The organism is uncultured Algibacter sp. (genome assembly GCF_947490405.1).
Classification (GTDB): Bacteria; Bacteroidota; Bacteroidia; order Flavobacteriales; family Flavobacteriaceae; genus Algibacter_B.
The window spans coordinates 401,826-424,164 of the sequence record NZ_CANLGU010000003.1 but is presented as its reverse complement, the minus strand read 5'-3'; the positions used below and the strand labels follow the sequence as shown (position 1 = coordinate 424,164).

At 32.8% G+C, this 22,339-nt stretch carries 11 protein-coding genes; 8 read left to right on the top strand and 3 right to left on the bottom strand.

What is annotated here, in order from left to right; translation table 11 throughout:
- Positions 1 to 3,929, bottom strand: a 3,929-nt coding sequence (locus tag Q0772_RS09605) for a M14 family zinc carboxypeptidase (protein WP_298343552.1), incomplete at its 3' end; no start/stop codon positions are given.
- A 733-nt stretch (positions 3,930 to 4,662) separates the two neighbouring features.
- Between Q0772_RS09605 and Q0772_RS09600 the strand changes: the two genes are divergently transcribed.
- From Q0772_RS09600 to Q0772_RS09575, 6 genes are read left to right on the top strand one after another with little or no spacing between them, the layout of a single operon-like run.
- Positions 4,663 to 5,634, top strand: coding sequence for a type I phosphomannose isomerase catalytic subunit (locus Q0772_RS09600; RefSeq protein WP_298343548.1), 972 nt, complete (start codon positions 4,663 to 4,665; stop codon positions 5,632 to 5,634).
- A gap of 11 nt (positions 5,635 to 5,645) precedes the next feature.
- The gene (locus tag Q0772_RS09595; RefSeq protein WP_298343545.1) at positions 5,646 to 7,994 is read left to right on the top strand and encodes a GH92 family glycosyl hydrolase; all 2,349 of its coding nucleotides are present in this window, start codon (positions 5,646 to 5,648) and stop codon (positions 7,992 to 7,994) included.
- A gap of 14 nt (positions 7,995 to 8,008) precedes the next feature.
- Entirely contained in the window at positions 8,009 to 9,178 is a 1,170-nt protein-coding gene (locus Q0772_RS09590) for a DUF418 domain-containing protein (protein ID WP_298343541.1), read from the top strand.
- 19 nt (positions 9,179 to 9,197) lie between these two features.
- Positions 9,198 to 11,519, top strand: coding sequence for a GH92 family glycosyl hydrolase (locus tag Q0772_RS09585; RefSeq protein WP_298343535.1), 2,322 nt, complete (start codon positions 9,198 to 9,200; stop codon positions 11,517 to 11,519).
- A 55-nt stretch (positions 11,520 to 11,574) separates the two neighbouring features.
- Positions 11,575 to 13,035 (top strand): tagaturonate reductase, encoded by a 1,461-nt coding sequence (locus Q0772_RS09580; RefSeq protein WP_298343533.1) that lies wholly within the window; start codon positions 11,575 to 11,577, stop codon positions 13,033 to 13,035.
- Positions 13,036 to 13,065: 30 nt separating this feature from the next.
- Positions 13,066 to 14,676 carry an altronate dehydratase family protein gene (locus tag Q0772_RS09575; RefSeq protein WP_298343531.1) on the top strand — a complete coding sequence of 537 codons (1,611 nt, stop codon included), beginning with the start codon at positions 13,066 to 13,068 and terminating at the stop codon, positions 14,674 to 14,676.
- A 23-nt stretch (positions 14,677 to 14,699) separates the two neighbouring features.
- Here the strand turns inward: Q0772_RS09575 and Q0772_RS09570 are convergent, their stop codons facing one another.
- A complete protein-coding gene (locus tag Q0772_RS09570; RefSeq protein ID WP_298343528.1) occupies positions 14,700 to 16,277 on the bottom strand; it encodes a solute:sodium symporter family transporter in 1,578 nt (525 codons plus the stop codon).
- 33 nt (positions 16,278 to 16,310) lie between these two features.
- The gene (locus Q0772_RS09565; RefSeq protein WP_298343525.1) at positions 16,311 to 17,189 is read right to left on the bottom strand and encodes an inositol oxygenase family protein; all 879 of its coding nucleotides are present in this window, start codon (positions 17,187 to 17,189) and stop codon (positions 16,311 to 16,313) included.
- Between the two features lie 390 nt (positions 17,190 to 17,579).
- Here Q0772_RS09565 and Q0772_RS09560 point away from each other — a divergent pair, with 390 nt between their 5' ends.
- Positions 17,580 to 20,636 carry a TonB-dependent receptor gene (locus Q0772_RS09560; protein ID WP_298343522.1) on the top strand — a complete coding sequence of 1,019 codons (3,057 nt, stop codon included), beginning with the start codon at positions 17,580 to 17,582 and terminating at the stop codon, positions 20,634 to 20,636.
- A gap of 20 nt (positions 20,637 to 20,656) precedes the next feature.
- The gene (locus Q0772_RS09555) at positions 20,657 to 22,315 is read left to right on the top strand and encodes a RagB/SusD family nutrient uptake outer membrane protein (RefSeq protein WP_298343519.1); all 1,659 of its coding nucleotides are present in this window, start codon (positions 20,657 to 20,659) and stop codon (positions 22,313 to 22,315) included.
- Positions 22,316 to 22,339 lie beyond the last annotated feature (24 nt).

Sequence of the window (22,339 nt, the reverse complement as noted above, 5' to 3'; positions counted from 1 at the left end):
AGTACATCGTTAGCGGTACAACCATCATTGGTAATGGTAAGTGCAGATTGCGATGTAGTATAATCTTGTCCGTTAGCAGCCCAAGTATAAGTTTCCCCAGAACAGATCGTCACTGTAGTGACATCATCCGCAGGCTTAGGTGTTACAGTTAAGTTCAGTACATCGTTAGCGGTACAACCATCATTGGTAATGGTAAGTGCAGATTGCGATGTAGTATAATCTTGTCCGTTAGCAGCCCAAGTATAAGTTTCCCCAGAACAGATCGTCACTGTAGTGACATCATCCGCAGGCTTAGGTGTTACAGTTAAGTTCAGTACATCGTTAGCGGTACAACCATCATTGGTAATGGTAAGCGCAGATTGCGATGTAGTATAATCTTGTCCGTTAGCAGCCCAAGTATAAGTTTCCCCAGAACAAATAGTTGCATTGGTTACATCATCAGCAGGTTTTGGTGTTACTGTTAAGTTTAGTACATCATCAGCGGTACATCCATCATTAGTGATAGTAAGTCCAGTTTGATTTGTTGTATAACTAGCACCGTTAGCAGCCCACACATAGGTTTCCCCAGAACAAATAGTTGCATTGGTTACATCATCAGCAGGTTTTGGTGTTACAGTTAAGTTCAGTACATCATCAGCAGTACAACCATCATTAGTGATAGTAAGTGCAGATTGATTAGTTGTATAACTAGCACCGTTAGCAGCCCACACATAAGTTTCGCCAGAACAAATAGTTGCATTGGTTACATCATCAGCAGGTTTAGAACAACTTACAGTACCTGTAATAATAACTTGATCAATATAAATTTGATCATTATTGGCACTTGCATCACATTGGAATCTAAACTGTGCACTTGCAGTAAAATTGTATGTAACATTATCTAAAGATATGTTATCTGAGTAAAAAGATCCATTATTAAAATCTGTACCAGAAGTATAGGTCTTAATTGTTTGCCATGTGGACCCGTTAAAGAATTGTAAGAAAAAATCCTCACCAGCTTCCATGCTATTTGGATAGTAATAAAAACTAATTTCGGTATTACTATAAGTTGTTAAATCGAAAGTTTCTGATGTTATTGAAGATGTCGTACCAGAATTATCACGTATTATAAGTGAATAATCATTTTCGTAAGAAAAACTTGTTGCGTTAGCAGATTCAGAATAACGAAAAGCATCATTACCTCCTAATGTCCAATTGTCTAAACCTGTTTCAAAGTAACCTTCATGTAGTGTTACTGTATTTAGAGTTGTAAAATTGGTTGAACTGCTGTAACTTGAGGAACTAGCATCACAGTTACTTCTTACTTGAACTTCATAATCTGTAGGGGCACTAAGTCCAGTTAAATTATAACTTGAACTTGTTAAGTCAGTAACATTAATCCATGTTCCAGAACTTGTTTGCTTATATCTTAAATCATAAGTTGCTGATGGTATATTATCCCAAGTAGCAGTGGCACTTGTAGTGTTTATACTAGATACGGTAAGATTGGTTGGCACTGAGACAACGCATGGAATATCAATACTAATAACTTTAAAATCATCAAAAATAAAACCATCAAAAGTAGTAGGGTATCCATCAGCTCTGTTTGTATTGTCGGAATCGAATACAAAACGGAAACGTGCATTTGAAGCTCCAAATAAGAAATTGTTTTCTGTTCCATCAATTAAAATTTCTTCCATGACCCATTTGTCCATAGTATCTGCATCATAAATTGATTCTCCAGTAGGTTGGTTGTTTTGGTCTGAAGTAGATTTTCCAGTACTTGTATTTGAACTATAAGTGCTACTATATCTGTTTGTAGATCTACTTGATCCTGGTTTACTATATTTCCCACAAAGTGGAATCCAAGTTGTACCATTAGTTGAACCTTCAATTTGGACATAATCAAAATTTCGTTCTAAGTCCCATTTTGCAAAAAACTGAACAATTGAAGCTGATGATGATGATATATCAATACTTGAGTTTAGAGTTAATGTTTTGGATTGATTATTTCCATAAGCACCAGATGGAGAATCTGTAATAGCTGTAGTGCTATTACCATTATAATCTGTAGTGGTTATTGTACCCCAAGAACCTCCTGATGCAGTCCAGTTTGTTAAATTATCTATGTCTGGATTGTCTATAAATAAGACAGAAGGATTGTAAAGTTTTATAATATTTGCTTGATACATCACATATCCATCATCATTACTTAGAGTGACTTGAAATTCAATTTCATCATTTGGTTGAATTCCAGCATCTAAAGTGTATGCTGCAGTTACTGTTCGTTGTTCTAATTTACTCCAACCAGTTTGTGTTGTTGGTGGTGTTATAGACTGTATTCCAGAAACAGCAGTAACATTTAATGTGATATCTCCTAAGGTTTGTCCTAAATATTCTAATCCAAATTCTAAATTTCCAGAAGTTGTATTTATATCGCTAGGATTTAAATCATGAAACTGAGCAAACTTTCCACTATGGTAAGCATTTACAAAATTCATCCTTACAGCTCTTTGAGCAATCTCAACAATTTTTGTTGCATTTGGCCAAAAACCACCTTCACCATCTGCTGTAATCCATGAACCATTCTCAGGGGCAAGGGCTAAAATACCTTGGCCAGAACCTGTCGATCCATTTAAATCTGCAGCACCTCCAAGCATCCAGTCACTCATATCACCGTTTGCAATGGTTAGTATATCTGGAGCTTCTCCATAGATATATCTATTAAAACGTGTCATATCATGACAAAACTTATGATATTCAGATTCTCTACCTGATCCAGTTGAACCTGGATATCCGTTATAAGAATGCGGTATTAAATTAGAACTGGCATGATGATTCATAGCAGTTTTAAATTCTCTAGTCGCTGAAAAATCTCTAACAATTTGAGTTTCTGGTTCAGAAAAAGCACTAGGTCCTCTGTAAACATTACTATTTGTTGACCCAGATGATCCAACAGTACCATTAGCATAAATAGTATGGCTTCCCCAGAAGTAGTCGTAGTTTCTATTTAAATCGACACCTCTTAAAGCATTGTCACCTGTATTATAATCTCCTAAATTTTTTCGTTGCAATCCACCACCACTAGGTGCTATTTGTTCATTCCACATCAACCCATCAGGATTAGCTACAGGAATAAAATACATTTCATGATTGTCTACTAAGTTTTTAATACCTGCATCTGAGCCATAATTTTCTAAAACATACCACATGTAGTATATTAAATTCATCATACTACTTACCTCTCTTGAGTGTGTCATCCCAGAATATAAAGATTCTGGCTCGTTTGCCTCATCTGTATCTGGGTTATCTGATATTCTTACATAATATATTGGTTGTCCTGCCCAAGTATCATAAACAGTCGATCCAGGACCGTCAGTAAAAGAATTACCATTTGTAACAGTTCCAGGTGATGCATCTGTTTTTACTGATATCAAATTAGGATATAAAGCTCTCATTTGATCTAATTCAGCTAAAACCTCACTGTAAGTTAAACAACCACCCATACTTCCTAAATTAAAGTTGGTTGGTACTGCCCAATTTACTTCTGAACACCCTTCATATTGTATGAAGTTATCAATGCTTTCACTTTTGGTGCTTAAAGATTTACTAGCAACCTTTTGAGCTTTTTTAGCTGCTAATTCTGCTTTGGCTATAGGAAGTTCTATATCATTTTTCTTTTTGTAATGATCAATTAAATCTTCAACTAAAATAGAATAACTTATACCTTGGTTATCTAAAGCGTTTAATTCAATTCCTCCTAATTCTAAAATCAGGTTGTTGTTATCGAATACAGCGCCGCACGATAAATCAATACCAACTTCTCGAACTTTTAAGAGTTGTTCTTTTGTTGGGTTATTGATTTTAATTCGTTTTGAAATAAGGGATTGTGAATAACTTAATTGTGCTATTAATATTAGCATTAAACTTAAGAGGGTAATTTTTTTCATCAGATTTGGGATTTTAATGAATTTTGAGAGGCTAATATAGAATAATAATCTAAAAAACTCCATGAAACGCAAAAAAAACCGATGAAATACATTTAAGCTAAATATGTAAATTTTAAATACCTGATAGTCAATTATTTGTGTTTGTTTTATTCTTAGCCTATTTTTATTGATAGTGTACTATTTAGTTATTTTGTAAGTAAATATTTTATTCTATGTAAGTAGTATACTTATTTTTTTGATTATAGAAGAATAGAATCTCATTATCATATTAGATTTTATCAAATTTTAAGAGAACAATAAGTTGTATTTATAAAACTTTTCTTGCTTTTTAATAAGCATTTCTGTCTTTTTAATCATCAATAGAAGAATAGCGGCTCATACTAAATATAAAAATCAAATTATAAAATCTCCCGTTACTTTTTGATGAAAAAGAAGAATAAGATAAACATAAAGAAGGAGCCCCCAGAGTTTTTTAAATTTAAATTGTTTGTCTAAAAAATTAGAATATCAAGATATTTCCATGATTTTGATTAAATATTACAGATAAAATTATTGCTATAAACGTAGATTTACACATGAAAAAGCTTAACATTATTTCTATGCTTTATATTTCTGCTTTTAGCTATATTATAGTTGAGTATACTCTTTAAAGATATTAGGAGTATTTATAGTATAATGAATTGAAAAAAGGTGCTGTTTGGAAAATATATTGTAAAACTTTAACTAAATATAAATGAATTTATACCCTTTAAAATTTACGCCTCTTTATAAATATAGAATTTGGGGAGGCGAAAAATTAAAAACATTTTTAAATAAAGACTATACAGAGGAAAATATAGGAGAATCTTGGGAGATTTCAGGAGTTGAAAACGATGAAACCTTGGTTGCAGAAGGCCCTCTTAAAGGTAAAAGTTTAAAAGCATTAATAAATGAGTTTAAAGGCGATTTTGCAGGTAATAATGTCTACGAAACCTTTGGCGATAAATTTCCGTTACTCATTAAATTTATTGATGCTAAAACACCATTATCCATTCAAGTGCATCCAAGTAACGAGATAGCAAAAGAGCGTCATAATTCGTTTGGTAAAAATGAAATGTGGTATGTTATGGGAGCCGATGAAGATGCAGAATTAATTGTTGGTTTTGATGAAAAAATAAATCAAGAAGACTATAAAACGCATTTAGAAAATAATACGATTTTAAATGTAATGCATCATGAAATTGTAGAAAAAGGTGATACATTTTATATTCCAACGGGTAGAGTCCATGCTATTGGTGCAGGTGTTTTATTGGCAGAAATTCAGCAAACATCAGACATTACCTATAGAATTTATGATTACGATAGAGTAGATGCTAAAACGGGGGAAAAGCGCGAGTTGCATAACGATTTAGCGATTGATGTTATAGACTATGAAGTGCACGATGCTTATAAAACAGATTACAAACTAGAGACAAATAAATCAAGTACACTAGTGCATTCGCCATATTTTAAAACCAATATTATTGCGTTAGATGGTACGATGAAAAAAGATTATTCAAATCTAGATTCTTTTGTTATTTATGTGTGTGTTGAAGGTGCAGCTAATTTAAGTTGTAATGGTGAACGCTACGATATTAAAAAAGGGGAAACACTTTTAATCCCCGCAAGTTTAAGCGAAATACAATTAGAATCAACAGGAGTTAAAATTTTAGAAGCGTATTATTAATGAAAAGATATATGAAGACAGTTAAATATTTATTTTGTGTATTGTTTTTAAGTATGCTTTCTTGTAATCAAGAAGCGGAAAAAGAAAATACTTCGAATATAATTTCGAAAGGAAAAAGTTTAGTAGATTTTGTAACCCCTTTAATGGGAACAGATTCTTCTTTCGATTTATCAAACGGAAATACATATCCTGCAATTGCAACACCTTGGGGAATGAATTTCTGGACACCAATGACTTCCAAAATGGGAGATGGTTGGACATATAAGTACGACGAAAATAAAATACGAGGTATTAAACAAACCCACCAACCAAGTCCGTGGATAAACGATTATGCCGCATTTTCATTAATGGCGGTAACGGGCGATTTAAAATATCAAGAAGACGAACGTCAATCTTGGTTTTCTCATAAAGCAGAAACTGTAAAACCACACCATTATAGTGTGTATTTAGCAGATTATGATGTTACTGCTGAGGTTACACCAACAGCGCGAGCAGCTCATTTTAAATTTACCTTTCCAGATAATCAATCGTATATTTTATTAGATGCCTTTTTTAAAGGATCTATGGTTAAAATCATACCCGAAGAACGAAAAATTATAGGCTACTGTAGAAATAATAAAGGAGGTGTTCCAGAAAATTTTCATAACTATTTTGTGGCAGAATTTGATAAAGATTTTGAAGTAACGCACACTTGGGACGATAATTGGAAACTATTAGAAAACTCTAAAGAAAGCGAGGGAGAACATGTTGGAGCTATAGTAGGTTTTAAAACAAAACGAGGCGAAGTAGTTCATGTAAAAGTAGCATCATCATTTATAAGTTTAGAGCAAGCAGAACTCAATTTAAACCGAGAAATAGGAGCCGATGCTTTTGATAATACGTTAGAAAAAGCAAAGGCATCATGGGAAACAGAGTTAAACAAAATTACAGTTGAAGATGATAATATAGATAACATCAGAACCTTTTATTCCTGTTTATATCGTGTGTTATTATTCCCAAGAAAATTACACGAATTAGATAAAGACAATAACATAGTGCATTACAGCCCATATAACGGCGAAGTTTTACCAGGTTATATGTTTACCGATAACGGATTTTGGGATACCTTTAGAGCTGTTTTTCCTTTTTTTAATATGGTCTACCCAGAGCTAAATAGCCAAATTATGGAAGGATTGGCAAATACCTACAAAGAATCTGGTTGGTTGCCAGAATGGGCTAGTCCTGGACATCGCGATTGTATGATAGGTTCTAATTCGTCACCAATTATTTCAGATGCATTTTTAAAAGGTGTTACTGTAGATAATGTTGATTTGCTTTTAGAAGCCATGATTAAAAATGCAACTACAGCAGAAAACAGACCGCTTTCTAGAGGCGGAAAAGTGATTAAATCAGTAGGACGAGAAGGAATTGATTATTATAACAAATTAGGTTATGTGCCATACAATGTTGGAATAAAAGAAAACGCTGCCCGAACGCTTGAATATGCTTATGCCGATTTTACAATTGCGCAAATGGCAAAAAAACTTGGTAAAGAAGATATGGCAAATACATTTTACAAACGTTCTTTAAACTACAAGAATTTATTTGATTCTGAAACAGGTTGGATGCGTGGTAAAAATGAAGACGGTTCGTTTCAATCGCCTTTTAATCCTTTAAAATGGGGAGATGCGTTTACCGAAGGTAACAGTCTACACTACACATGGTCCGTTTTTCATGATGTCAATGGTTTAATTGATTTAATGGGAGGGAAAGACGCTTTTGTAAACCAATTGGATGCTGTGTTTAACATGCCGCCAGATTTTGATAATTCGTATTACGGCTTTACCATTCACGAAATAAGAGAAATGCAAATTATGAATATGGGGAACTATGCACATGGTAATCAACCTATTCAACACATGATTTATCTGTATAATTATGCAAATGCAAGTTATAAAACGCAAGAAAAAATTCGCGAGGTATTAACAAAATTATACACACCAACACCAGATGGGTATTGTGGCGATGAGGATAACGGACAAACATCAGCTTGGTACGTATTTAGTGCTTTAGGTTTTTATCCTGTTACGCCAGCCGTAAATGAATATGTTATTGGAAGTCCTTTATTTAAAAAGGCAACTATACATTTAGAAAATGGAAAAACGTTTCAAATTTCGGCACCTAATAACTCGAAAGAGAATTTTTATATTCAATCAGCTACTTTAAATTCCGATGCGTATAATAAATCGTTTATTACGTTTGATGCTATTCAAAATGGTGGTGAATTGTATTTTGAAATGGATAACACACCAAATAAGGATTGGTCTAGTGATGATGATGCTGTGCCGTATTCGTTGAGTTTAAGTGAAAAAAATAATTAATATAGATTTAGGATATGACTAAAAGAATTGAATTAGTAGATGCTATTAGAGGTTTTGCACTTTTTGGAATATTATTAGTTCATGCTCTTGAGCAATTCGATTTAGCAAATTATCCTGAAGCAACGGGTGTTTTAGCAGAATTAAATATCATTATTAGAAAAGTTGTCTTTTTCATATTCGCAAGTAAAGCCTATTCAATTTTTTCAATAATGTTTGGTTTTAGTTTTTTTATTCAACTAAATAATAGAGAAGTTAAGGGAGAGGATTTTAGATTAAGATTCGTTTGGCGCCTTGTAATTTTATTTATCATAGGGTATATTTTTTCGTTGTTTTATATAGGGGAAATACTTACCATTTTTGCTTTGTTAGGGTTAATTCTTGTTCCTATGTACAAATTAAAAACACCCTTTTTAATTATTTTGGGAGTGTTATTTACTATACAAATACCTACACTCTATAACTTGTTTATTTCCTTTACAGATAATGCATTTGTGCATAAAAACAGTTGGCATCATTGGGCTTTAGTATCCAAAACTTTTATGGAAGGTTCGTTTTTTGATGTCGTTAACTTTAACTCTATAAATGGTCATCTTGCCAAATGGCAATTTATGATTAACACAAACCGATATATACAAATGATAGGCTTATTCATTGTAGGTTTATTATTAGGAAGGTTTAAATATTTTAAAAATATTGATAAGCACAAAAAAATAACCCTTAAGGTTTTAATGGTTTGTGGGCTATTGGCTTTAGTGTTTCATTATGTGCCTTTAAGTTTCCAAGAAAGTACCTTTTCTAAGGTACAAATAGATTTATTAAATCAATTGTTTTCATCCTATTTTAATTTTGTATTCACATTTTTTATTATAGCACTTTTTATAGTCATATACTCGTCTATTTTTCAAAAAGCAAAGAGTTCTATTTTAATAAACTATGGTAGAATGAGTTTAACAAATTATGTTGTTCAAGCTCTTTTTGGAACTATATTCTTTTACGGATATGGTTTTGCCATGTATAAATATTTTGGCGCTACTATGTGCTTTTTATACGGGACTACATTTTTTGTTTTACAAGGGTTCTTTTGTAAGTTTTGGTTAAAACATTTTTATTATGGTCCGCTAGAGTGGGTATGGAGAGCTTTTACATTAATGGATTTTAAATTAAAATTTAGAAAAATAAATTAACATAACACATTACTAAAAAATGAGAAATATTTTTAATAAAGAATTATTACTTTTTATAAGTGTTATTTTGATGCTGTTTTCTTGTAAAGAAGAAGTAAATAAAGTTGAAGTTTTAAAAGATTTCACGCAATATGTAAATCCGTTTATAGGAACCCAAAACGAAGGCCATACGTTTCCAGGAGCAACAACGCCTTTAGGAATGGTGCAACCAAGTCCAGAGTCTTATAATACTTATTACAAAGGTTATGAAATGGATCATATTGCTGGTTACCAGTACAACGATCCTTGGTTAATAGGCTTTACTCAAACACATTTAAATGGTGTTGGGTGTCCTTCTATGTCCGATATTTTATTACAACCTTTAAACACAGATACTATTAATAGTGAATCTAGATTTAACTATAAATCTACATACACCAAAGACTCTGAAATAGCCAAACCAGGTTATTACAAAGTGTATTTAGATGATTTTAAAGTACAGGTAGAGTTAACGGCTACAGAACGAGTGGCATATCATAGATATACTTATGACAATGAAAAAAATACAAAACTCCTGATTGATTTACAATACGGTGTCTCTTGGAATATTAATGAAATACCTTTAAATATTTTAGAAGCTAATCAACAATTTGAAGACGACTATACGTTAACTGGCTATAGAAAAGCTAGGGTGTGGGCACCCAGAGATTTGTATTATGTAATTAAATTCAATAAAAAAATTGTAAAAAAGCAAGAGCTAACACCACCAGAAAACAAAGATGAAAAGGCACCACGCTATATTCTTGATTTTGATATGCAAGGTGCTACAGTTCTTGAAATAAAAATTGGAGTATCTACAGTAGGAATAGAAGAAGCTAAAAAAAATCTAGAGGCTGAAATTAATACATGGAATAGTTTTGATTCCATTAGAGCTGCAACCAACAAAAAATGGAATGACATATTAGCAAAGTTTCACTTAAAAGGAAACGAAGATAAAAAAGTAGCGTTTTATACTAGCTTGTACCATCTTTATATTCAACCTAATAATATTGCAGATGTAGATGGAAGATTTAGAAGTGCCGATTCGGGTGTGCAAAAAGCAACCAGTGGTAAATACTATTCAACATTGTCTCTCTGGGATACGTATCGTGCGGCAAACCCAATGTACACAATTCTTAGTCCAGATTTGGTAAGCGATATTAATACCTCTATGCTTGATAGTTATAAATTTATGACTGTTGATTCATTAAACCCTAAAGAAGCTAATAAATACTTACCAAGATGGAAACTTTGGGGGCAAGAAACGCATACTATGGTTGGTAATCATGCTGTACCCGTAATTGTTGATGCTTATTTAAAAGGCATAAAACCAAAAGGTTATAGTGATGAGGAAATTTTTGATGCTGTTTGGACATCTTTAACCAAACCACATTACCGCAATCATGTAGAGTTGATAGATTTCTTTGGATATATTCCTTATGATGCAAAACTGTCTAATATTGATGATGGTAGAGAAACGGTATCACGTCTTTTGGAGAATACATACGATGATTATGCAGGGGCTTTATTTGCTGAAAAACTAGGAAAACAAAAAGAGGCTGACTTCCTTAAAAAAAGAGCTGCTTATTATAAAAATGTATATGATAAAGAAAGTGGTTTTATGCGAGGTAAAAATGCTAAAGGAGAATTTAAAAAAGAGGTAGATTTATCTGAAGTGGTTGGCGAATGGCTTAAAGGTTCAGATTTTACAGAAGGTAATGCATACCATTATCAATTTCATGTCTTACACGATATCTCAGGTTTGGTTGCTATTATGGGAGGTAAAACAGAATTTGGAGAAAAACTAGACAATCTATTTTATTCAGAATCTAAACCAGAGGTAAAAACTTTAGTTTGGAATATTCATGGTACGTACGGTCAATATTGGCATGGAAATGAACCTTGTCACCATTTGCCTTATTTGTACAAATATTCAGATAAACCCTATAAAACAGATAAAATCATAAAAACACTAATTGATGAATATTATTACACAAAACCAGATGGTTTGATGGGGAATGACGATTGTGGGCAAATGTCTGCATGGTATATGTTTGGTGTACTTGGTTTTTATCCAGTAAATCCAACAGGAGGACAATATATTTTAGGAGCTCCGCAGGTAGAAGAAGTAATAATAAATCTTCCAAATAATAATACATTTACGGTAAGAGCTAAAAATTTAAGTAACACCAATTTTATTGTTGAATCTGTAACACTAAATGGAGAGGTATTGAATAGAAATTATATCACTCACGAAGAAATTATAAATGGGGGAGAATTAATTTTTAAAATGACAGCGGAAAACCCTTTAATTAAACAATAACTTTCCTGTAAAGTATTATATTACTCAAAAATATATAGGTTAATTTTATATTGAAATGACAAAAACCAACAAACCTCTACTAAATAGAAAAAATATAGCATTAACGGAATATCCACCTGTAAAAATTATACAATTTGGAGAAGGTAATTTTTTAAGAGCCTTTATTGGATATGCTTTTCAGGAGTTAAACAAAAAGGTAGCTTTTAATGCGGGAATAGCTGTAGTCCAACCAATTGATAAGGGTTTGGTAGAGATACTAAATAATCAAGATGGTTTATACACGCTTTTCATGAAAGGGGTTAAGAAAGGAGAAGAAATTCAAGAGGTTGAACTCATAGAGAATATTGTAAAAAGTGTTAACCCGTATCTTAATTTTGAAGAGTATTTAGGTTTAGCAAAAGAAGAATCGTTAGAATATATCATTTCTAACACAACAGAGGCCGGTATTAGTTATGTAAGTACTGATACTCCACACATGAAACCACCAAGTTCATTTCCTGCAAAACTAACTGTTTTATTGTACGAAAGATTTAAACATTTTAAAGGAGCTGCTAATAAAGGGGTAACCATTATTCCTTGCGAACTTATTAATTACAATGCCAAAACATTAAAAGAAATCATTTTAAAATATGTTTCCGATTGGAATTTGGAAAACGGTTTTAAAATATGGTTATTAGAAAGTAATACATTCCATAATACCTTGGTAGATAGAATTGTACCTGGTTATCCAAAAGATGAAGTAGAACTATATAACGCTAAGCTAGATTATAAAGATAATTTAATTGTAGCCGCAGAAGCTTTTTTATTATGGGTTATAGAAGGCGGAAATACATTAAAAAAGAAACTACCATTTGATAAAACAAAATTAGATGTTAAGATTGTAAATGATATGCAACCTTACCGTACCAGAAAGGTTCGTATATTAAATGGTGCACACACCGCAATGGTACCCTTTTCTTTGATTTATGGGAACAAAACAGTAAAACAATCCGTAGATAATTCATTTACTGGTTCGTTTATAAATACTGCTGTATTTAATGAAATTATAGATACATTAGATATGGATAAAAGTGAATTGAATAGTTTTGCTGATGAAGTTTTTGACCGTTTTAGAAATCCTTTTATTAGTCATAATTTATCGAGTATTGCTTTAAATTCAATATCAAAATTTAAAGTAAGAGTACTACCTAGTTTATTAGAATATGTAAATATTCACAATAAAGTACCAACAAACTTAACCTTTGCTTTTGCTTGCTTAATACGTTTTTATAAAGGAGTGTGGCAAGGGAATACTTTACCTGTTCAAGACAGTGAGGCTATTGTTTTAAAATTTTCTGAAATATGGAAATCTAATGATTATTTTCTGGTGGCAAAAAGTGTTTTAAGTATTCAAGATTATTGGGGAGAAGATTTAACGCATGTTGAAAGTTTAACAGAAGCCATTGCGTTTGCATTAAAAGAAATAGAGACCAATGGTATTGAAAAAGGCTTTGCGAATTATAGTCAACAGTTTTAAATTTAAACAACACGAATTACAGTTTACAAGATGCTAAAAAAGCTTATAAAAATAAACACCTCAGACAATGTTGCAGTTGCTCTGGTAAATTTAAAAGCAGGAGAGGTTATTTCTTTTGAAGAAGAGGATATTAAAGTCATATCAAATACAAAATCTAAACATAAAATTGCCTTAGAACATTTTAATTTGGGAGATAGTATTATTATGTATGGTGTTCTTGTAGGAAAAGCTAATGGCGTGATTAACAAAGGAGATGTATTAACGACCAAGAATGTAAAACATGAAACCGAAAAGGTATTTGGTAGAACAGCTCAATTTACTTGGAAAGCCCCTAATGTTGATAAATGGAAAGCAAGCACTTTTTTAGGTTATCATAGAGCAGATGATCAAGTAGGTACAGAAAATGTTTGGTTATTTTTTCCGCTAGTATTTTGCGAAAATAGAAATGTTGAAATTTTAAAAGATATTTTTGAAAAAGAGCTTTTACATCAGCAAGTAAGCACCCATCAACTCATGTTAAGAGCTTTAGTAAGGGGAGAAGAATCATCAATAGAGATCACTGGAAATACTACAAAAGTTTTTGATAATATTGATGTTAAATTTATAACGCATCCTGGTGGTTGTGGAGGTATCCGTCAAGATTCAGAAAGTTTAGCAAAATTATTGGCAGGTTATGTTAACAATCCAAATGTTGCTGGCGCTACTGTGTTGAGTTTAGGGTGTCAAAACCTTCAAATAGATATATTTAAAGATGCTATAAAAAGCATAAATCCTGTCCTAAATAAGCCTGTTTTAATATACGAACAGCAACAGATGGGAACAGTGGACAATATGTTGTCTACGATTATAAAAGAATCTTTCGAAGCCATAAAAAAGGCAAATAATATAGTACGGAAACCAGCTTCTTTATCTAAACTTAAAGTAGGTTTAGAATGTGGAGGCTCGGACGGATTTTCGGGAATATCTGCAAATCCTACTTTAGGAGCTGTTTCAGACATTTTAACTGCGTTACATGGCACTGCTATTTTAGCCGAATTCCCTGAGTTATGTGGAGTAGAGCAGGAGTTGGTAAATAGATGTATAGATGATGAAAAAGGCGAAAAGTTTTTAAACCTAATGAAAGCTTACGAGAAATCTGTAGTAGAATCCGGTTCTGGTTTTGATATGAATCCTTCTCCCGGAAATATAAAAGATGGTTTAATTACAGATGCCATGAAATCTGCAGGAGCTGCCAAAAAGGGAGGAACGTCTCCAATACAAGATGTTTTAGATTATGGAGAGTATGTTAGTAAATCTGGACTCAATTTATTGTGTACTCCAGGTAATGATGTAGAAAGTACAACAGCTATAGTTGGTGCAGGTGCCAACCTAGTTTTATTTACAACAGGTTTAGGAACACCAACAGGAAACCCAATAGCTCCGGTAATTAAAGTGTCTTCTAATACAGATTTGGCCAATAGAATGCCAGATATTATTGATATTGAAACGGGTGGTGTTATTCGTGGTGAAAAAACAATAGAGGAAATGGCAGATGAAATGCTAGAATTTATCATTAAAGTAGCAAGCGGAGAAATACAAACCAAAGCCAAAGTGTTGAATCAAAACGACTTTATTCCTTGGAGGCGAGGCGTATCTTTATAAGTTGATTTTTTAAAGCTAATTATCTACGATAGCAAAATATAGATGAGCACAGTTAAAGCAACAAGTATACTGCCGTAAAGTTTAACTTTAGGCCAAGACTTTTCTACAACTTCTTGTTTCATACTATAATAATCCGTTTTAATTTCTGAAGGATACATTTTTGAAACTAAAAACATGATTGTAAAATTTAGAAGAAATTCAATACCCCACAAATGCACAAAATGGATATTTACTTTAAGTACAAAAGTGGTTAGAATGTAAAATGTAAATCCGAAGAAAAGTCCTGCTTTTGCGCCCTTAGTATTTATTTGTTTAAAGAATATTCCAGCAATTATAATGGAAGAAATAGGAATAAAGAAAATGCCGTTTAGTTCTTGTAATAACTGGTACAAACCATCAGGGGCATAAGCAACCATTGGTGCTACAGCAATAGCTATTAAGGCTAGAATAACAGACGATATTTTACCGTATTTCACCAATTTAGCATCAGAAGCATTTTTATTAAAAATCTTTTTATAGATATCTAAACAAAAAATGGTGCTTGCTGAGTTTAGTACACTATTAAATGTGCTTAAAACAGCGCCCAGAATAACAGCAGCAAAAAAACCGAACAGATAAGAAGGTAATACCTTTTTTACCAACATAGGATATATCAAATCTGGTGTTGCATAATAGGTGTCTTGAAAATAGTAATAAGCAATTAGACCTGGTAAAACGATTATGGCAGGAACAAAGAGCTTCAATACACCAGTGTAAATAAGTCCTTTTTGAGCTTCGACTAAATTCTTAGCTCCAAATGCTCGCTGAATAATAGCCTGGTTCATTCCCCAGAAATACAACTGATTAATCATTAACCCGGTAAATAAAACAGAAAAAGGAAGTACTGAATCTGGCTTACCAATAATATCAAATTTATCTGGTGCAAAATGGTACACCGTGCTTAAACCATCAAACATATTACCATTACCAATTTGATATAAGGCAATTGTGGGTATAAGAAGTCCTCCTAGCATTAAGCCAATACCATTTAAAGAATCCGAGTATGCAACGGCTTTTAAGCCACCGAAAATGGCGTACATAGAACCAATAACACCAATGGTTAAAACAGTATAAATAAGCGATTCACTTTTTGATACATCAAATATTGCCGAAAAATCAAAAACACTTTCGATATTAATAGCTCCGGAATATAAAACGATTGGTAAAAGCGTTATAACAAATGATGACATTAGCAGAAAGGCCACAACAGAGCGTATTACACCATCAAAGCGCCTCTCTAGAAATTCGGGGATGGTAGTTATCCCTAATTTAATGAATTTCGGAATAAAATAAATGGCCGCTATAACTAAAGCAATAGCAGAAGTAACCTCCCAAGCTATTATAATGATACCGTTTTTATACGAGCTACCATTCATTCCTATTAAGTGTTCCGTAGAAATGTTGGTAAGTATCATAGACCCTGCGATGATCGGGCCTGTTAAACTTTTTCCAGCTAAAAAATAACCTTTTGAAGTTGTAAATTTATCTTTTCGGAGTTTATATGTTGTATAAAGTATTACGAATAAGGTAAATCCAAAAAATCCTAAATAGGTATAAAACATTATTGTTTGGCTGATTAGTTGGTTTCTGAGTTCTTAAAATTTTAGCGTTTTAGGTAGATATTTTTTTACAAGTTCTTGGTAATAAGGTTTTAGAGCTTTAACATCTGGTTTAACAGGTGCTTTTGTATATAAATCATAAGGGTTGAATTTCTTTACCCATTCAAACATTTTAATATCCTTTTCATTCATCAAGTGGGTATATTCGTTTTCTCGATGCTGAGCATAAAAGGAATGATATCTAATAATATACAACGCTGGTTCAGGTAAATAATCTTTCATGATTTGATATAAATACTCATCATGCCCCCAACTCATTTTAACATTGTCTAGCCCACAATTTGGTGAATATATACCATATTTTGTATTGTATTTTGGGTTTGTTGAATCAGGATTGTCAGCAAAATAATTGGCATGTACAATTTTGTCAGAGAATTTACAACCTACAGGGAAAGTATCTCCAACTACAGCCCATTGAGGTTCTCCAAATAAGCAAAGCACTTTGCCAACATCATGTAAAAACCCAGTTAAGACAAACCAGTCTGGATGTCCGTCAGCTCTTATAGCTTCAGACGTTTGTAATAAATGTTGTAGTTGATCTAAGTCAATATCAGGATCGCTATCATCAACAAGGGTGTTTAAGAAATCAACAGCTTCCCAAATAGACATTTCTTTTCTATTGAACTCTAAAAAACCAGCTTCTTTTTTTGATACAAAATCATAGGTTTGAAATATATGATTAAGTCTATAAAATTCTTTCACACTTTCAGCTCTATCTGAATCTTCGTAGTTTCTAAAGTCTTCTTTTTCTTTACCATTAGTATCGGGATCAGGATACCTTTTAATTAGATCTTCTTCCCAATGCTCTATATTTTCTAACGGGGTTTTTAAAGAGGATTTATTGATATCTTTCATCTGCAATTTTTTTTAGATATGGTATTTAATAACACTTAAGCTATGCTTTTTTGTTTTTATATACTATTATAAGTGTATATTGATTGTATAAATAATCAAGCTTTATCAAAAATAATATTACTGAGTTTTATTGTTATGGACAATTATGTCAAAAGCATGGATTAGTTATGCATGAGGTGTTTCTTGTGAATTAATTTTTTCATGTATTAGTATGAATTGTTTTCTTGTAATAAGATTTTTTTGGCTTAATATGAAAATAGATTTTAGTAAGAATTGACTTAAATATAATTAATGCTTGTCCATATTTTTGAATTATTATTCCATGTAGTTTCCCAAGTCAACTGATACATTTATAAAAAATTTAATGACTAATAAACTAAATGAATTACAATGAAGAAACTAAAATTACTTTTAAGTGTATTTTTCTTAGGTATTTCGCCTCTAGTATTCGGACAAGATGTTGTGTCGGGTACTGTTACGGACGAACAGAATGTGCCTATTCCAGGGGTTAACGTTCTTATTAAAAATACATCAACTGGTGCAGCTACTGATTTTGATGGGAGATATCAAATCAAAGCAAGTAATGGAGATGTTATCGTATTTTCCTATTTAGGTTATCAAACTTTTGAGGTAACTTACTCAGGGCAATCTCCTATGGATGTTCAACTACCTGAAGATACTGCTAAACTTGATGAAGTAGTAGTAATCGGATATGGAAGTGTAAAACGAAAAGATTTAACAGGTGCAGTTGCTTCCATTGGAAGTGGTGAAGTTGTTGAACAACGAAAAACAGACGTAGCCCAAGCATTACAGGGACGTTTGGCGGGTGTAGATGTTAGAGCTCTTAATAATAAACCAGGAGCTCCACTATCAATAAATATTAGAGGAAATGGTTCAATAAGAAATAATAATCAAGGCAACGACGGTGTTAGTGATAGTTTAGCAGATGATTTGTCTCAACCTTTATATGTAGTTGATGGTGTGTTTTTTGACAATATTATTGCTTTAAATCCTGCGGATATTCAACAAATAGATGTTCTAAAAGATGCTTCTTCTACAGCTATTTATGGAGCGAGAGGAGCAAATGGAGTAGTGATTATTACAACAAAGAGTGGGCTTGAGGGTAGAACGCGTTTTACTTATGATTCTACTTTTGGTGTGCGTAGTGTGGTAAATTCTCCAGATTTTTATAATGGTGATGAGTATGTTGCCTTTGTTAATGATGTAGTTAGAGCAAGGGAGTTTGGTAATTTACTCAATGGAGGTCCTGCAACGGTTGCGGATTACAATAATATTGTAACAGATAATACAGTTGAGTTTATTGGTGCTGAAGAGCAGAGTAATGCGCTAAACGGCAGATACACAAACTGGATTGGAAGGTTTCAAGAAACTGGAATTCAAACAAGTCATACATTATCAGCCTCTGGTGGAAAGGATGGTCTTATTTATAATGCTTCGATTGGCTATTTGAAGGATGAAGGTGTAGTAGGTATTGAAGATTTTGAAAGATATAATCTTTCTGGTGCTATCACAAAAAAAGTAAATGATAAACTATCCTTTGGAGTAAAAACCTACTTGGCATTTTCTGAGAGAGAAGAAGGTAGCCGTGAGTTGTTTAGAAGTTCTTTTCGATTAGCACCTACCGTGGACCCTTTTGAGGATGATGGTTCAATTACATTAATCCCAGATCAGCAAGATCAACGTTTTATCAATCCGATTTATGAACAAGATGGCGCATGGAGAGTTAATACTAAACGTTTTGACATTATAGCAAATGCATTTTTAGAGTATAAGCCTTTAAAGTGGTTAAGTTTGAAGACACAGTTCTCACCAAGTTTGACTTATAATAGATTTGGGGAACATAGAGGGTTGCTAACAAAAGCAGCAAGGAATGAGCCTAATAGAACAAGAGCTGTTTATGAAACGGCTTCCATAGTTACCTATACATGGGATAATATTGCAAATTTAAATTTTGATTTAGATGAAGATAATAAACTTAACGCTACGTTAATTTCTTCACTTTACCATAGAGAATTTGAAAGAGGAGACATACAAACGCGTAACTTACCTGATGAATTTTTGTTTTTCAATACTGGAGCAGGTTTAGATATACGTAACTTTAGCAGTGGATTTTTAAAAGATAACATAGCCTCTTTTGCAGCCAGTTTAAATTATTCTTATAAGAATAAATACTTACTTAAATTAACGGGGAGGTACGATGGTGCATCACGTTTAGCAGTAGGTAATAAATGGGATTTCTTCCCTTCTGCATCATTTGCTTGGAGATTATCTCAAGAAAATTTTATGCAAGATGTTAATTGGTTAAATAATGCGAAGATACGTGTTGCTTATGGTCAAACAGGAAACATTGATACAGTTGAACCATACCAATCTTTGTCTTTTTTAAATAATGGAACATATTTATTTGGAGATGATTTAGCAAATACACAATTCGTATCTGGTTTAGCGAATAACGAATTAACTTGGGCTGTTTCTACAGAGACTAATGTTGGTGTAGATTTAGGATTTTTTAATAACAGAGCCAACTTAACGGTAGACTATTATAACAAGGTTACAGATGGAAGCTTATTTCCTAGGTCTTTGTTGAATATATCAGGTTTTGAAGAGGCTGTTGGAAACTTTGGAGAAGTAAGAAGTAGAGGTGTTGAGGTGGTTATTGGTTTAACTCCTATTCAAACCGAAAATTTTAGATGGCGTACAGATTTTAACTATTCTAGAAACAGAGATGAAATTTTGAAAATTGAAGGAGATGTGGAAGAAGTGCCATTTGGACGACATGGTGTAACTAAGGTAGGAGAAGATCCTGCTGCAATCTTTTCGTTTGAAAATGATGGTATATGGCAATTAGACGAATATGCTGAGGCTGCAGTGTTTGGAGCGCGACCTGGGCAATATAAATTTGTAGACCAAAATGGTGATAATGTTATTAATAATGATGATAAAGTTGTTATTGGTTCGCCATCTCCTGATTGGATAGCTGGTATAACCAATACATTTACCTATAAGAATTTTGAAGCTAGAGTGCAAATTAATACACGACAAGGTACGCTAGGACATTCAGAATTTTACCAAAACTTTGCGCCTTATCAAAATGACCAAGCAAAGTTTAATAAAATTAATTTAGATTATTGGACTCCTAATAATCCAAATGCATCTAGACCAGCTTTAGCTTATGCGCATCCAGGAGAGTATTATTATGAAGAGTTCGATTTTGTTAAAATAGCAAATATTGGTTTCTCTTATACTCTGCCATCAACTTTATTGGAAAAGTTTAAGTTAAATGGAATGAGATTATCTCTGGATATTCAGAATCCATTTATTTTCACAGATTATGAAGGACCAGACCCAGAAACAGGTTTACAGAACTCTTATAGTTCTGCTTATTTGACTAAAACCGTGTTATTTGGATTAAATGTATCACTATAAATATTAAATTGTTAATTAAGATGAAATCAATTTTTAAAATACAATATATAATCATAGCTCTGGGGTTAATGTTTACCGCATGTGATGATTATATTGAAGAGGAGTTTTACGGCGGTTTAGTTGTAGAAAACTCAATAGACGAAAATAATGCGGATGAATTGGTTGTAGCGATTTATGCTAATTTAAGAAACCTTTATAAGCAATATAACATCATGTTTTCTGGAACAGACATGTTTACATCACAAGATGATGTTAGAAGCAATACTCCTTTAAACGATTATTTCGGGCTTACTGCAAGTGATGGTGACTCTGGCAATTTTTGGGCGGCTAATTATGCTTTAACTTCAGAGGCGAATACTGTTATTAATCGTTATGAAAACCAAATTTCTTGGAGTGAAGCTACTTTAGATGATAGAGATTATGGTATTGCTCAAGCAAAAGCTTTAAGAGCTTTAGGATTTTATAACCTAGCGAAACATTTTGGAGGCATCGTATTAGAGCTAAATGAAACAAATTCTATTCGTACTGATTATGTAAGATCAACTGAAGACGAAACTTTTGCACAAATCATAAAAGATTTGGAAGAAGCAATTCCTAATCTATTAGATAACCCACAGACTGGAAGGTTCTCAAAAAGAGCAGCACAACATCTATTGGCGGATGTGTATTTAACTAGAGCGTATAAGTCTTTTGGTAGTGCATCAGATTTTACAACTGCATCAACTTTGGCAGAACAGGCTATAGGGTCTTTTGATATTAGAAGCCAAACTTATGCTCAAGTATTTGATTATGGCAATCAAGTAAACCCAGAAATATTATTTGCAGTACAATACGGACCTGGAGGTAATTTTGACGATAGGAATAATTCCAAGCATGGTATTTTTATGAATCCTGTTAATGATTATGTAGGTATAGGTCGAGGTAATCCTTATGGAGCTAATAATACAAGCTTAATGCCAACACCACGTTTTTATGAATTGTTAGCAGATAATGATTCCAGAGATGAAGTTACATTGCACAGAGTGCTATTTGCAGACGAAGCAGGTGAATTTACTTCTCCTGAAGGAACAGATAACATAACTGTTGGTGATACCATTGTGTATTATCCTAAAACACCTATAGATGCTACTGAATTGGCAGATAAATTAGACCGTTACTGGGTATACCAACCTGACCAATATCTATTTGGACTTCCAGATAATATTCCGGGTGTGGTTTATCAATATTCTTCAAATGTTATCAGGACTAATTTTCCAATATTTAAAAAGTTTGATGATATAGGTATTGATGCTGAAAATGGGGGGTCTCGAGATACTTTTGTATTTAGAATTGCAGAAACTCACTTAATTGCTGCGGAAGCACATTTAGGAGCAGGAAATACAGGTAATGCTTTAAATCATTTAAATAGAGTTAGAGAACGTGCTACAGGAGTTGTAAATCATTATACTTCTGTGGATATCGATACTATTCTTGATGAGCGGGCTATAGAACTTGCTGGTGAGGAAGATCGATGGGCAGTCTTAAAACGAACAGGTAAGTTACAGGAGCGTATAAACATGCTTAATCCTCACAATATAGATCATGGAGCATTTAATGCGAATACGCATTTGGTAAGACCAATCCCTGATAATGAAGTAGGTCTGTCTGAGGGGTCCATAAGTCAAAATCCAAATTATTAAGACAATTTTTTTCCATATGTAATA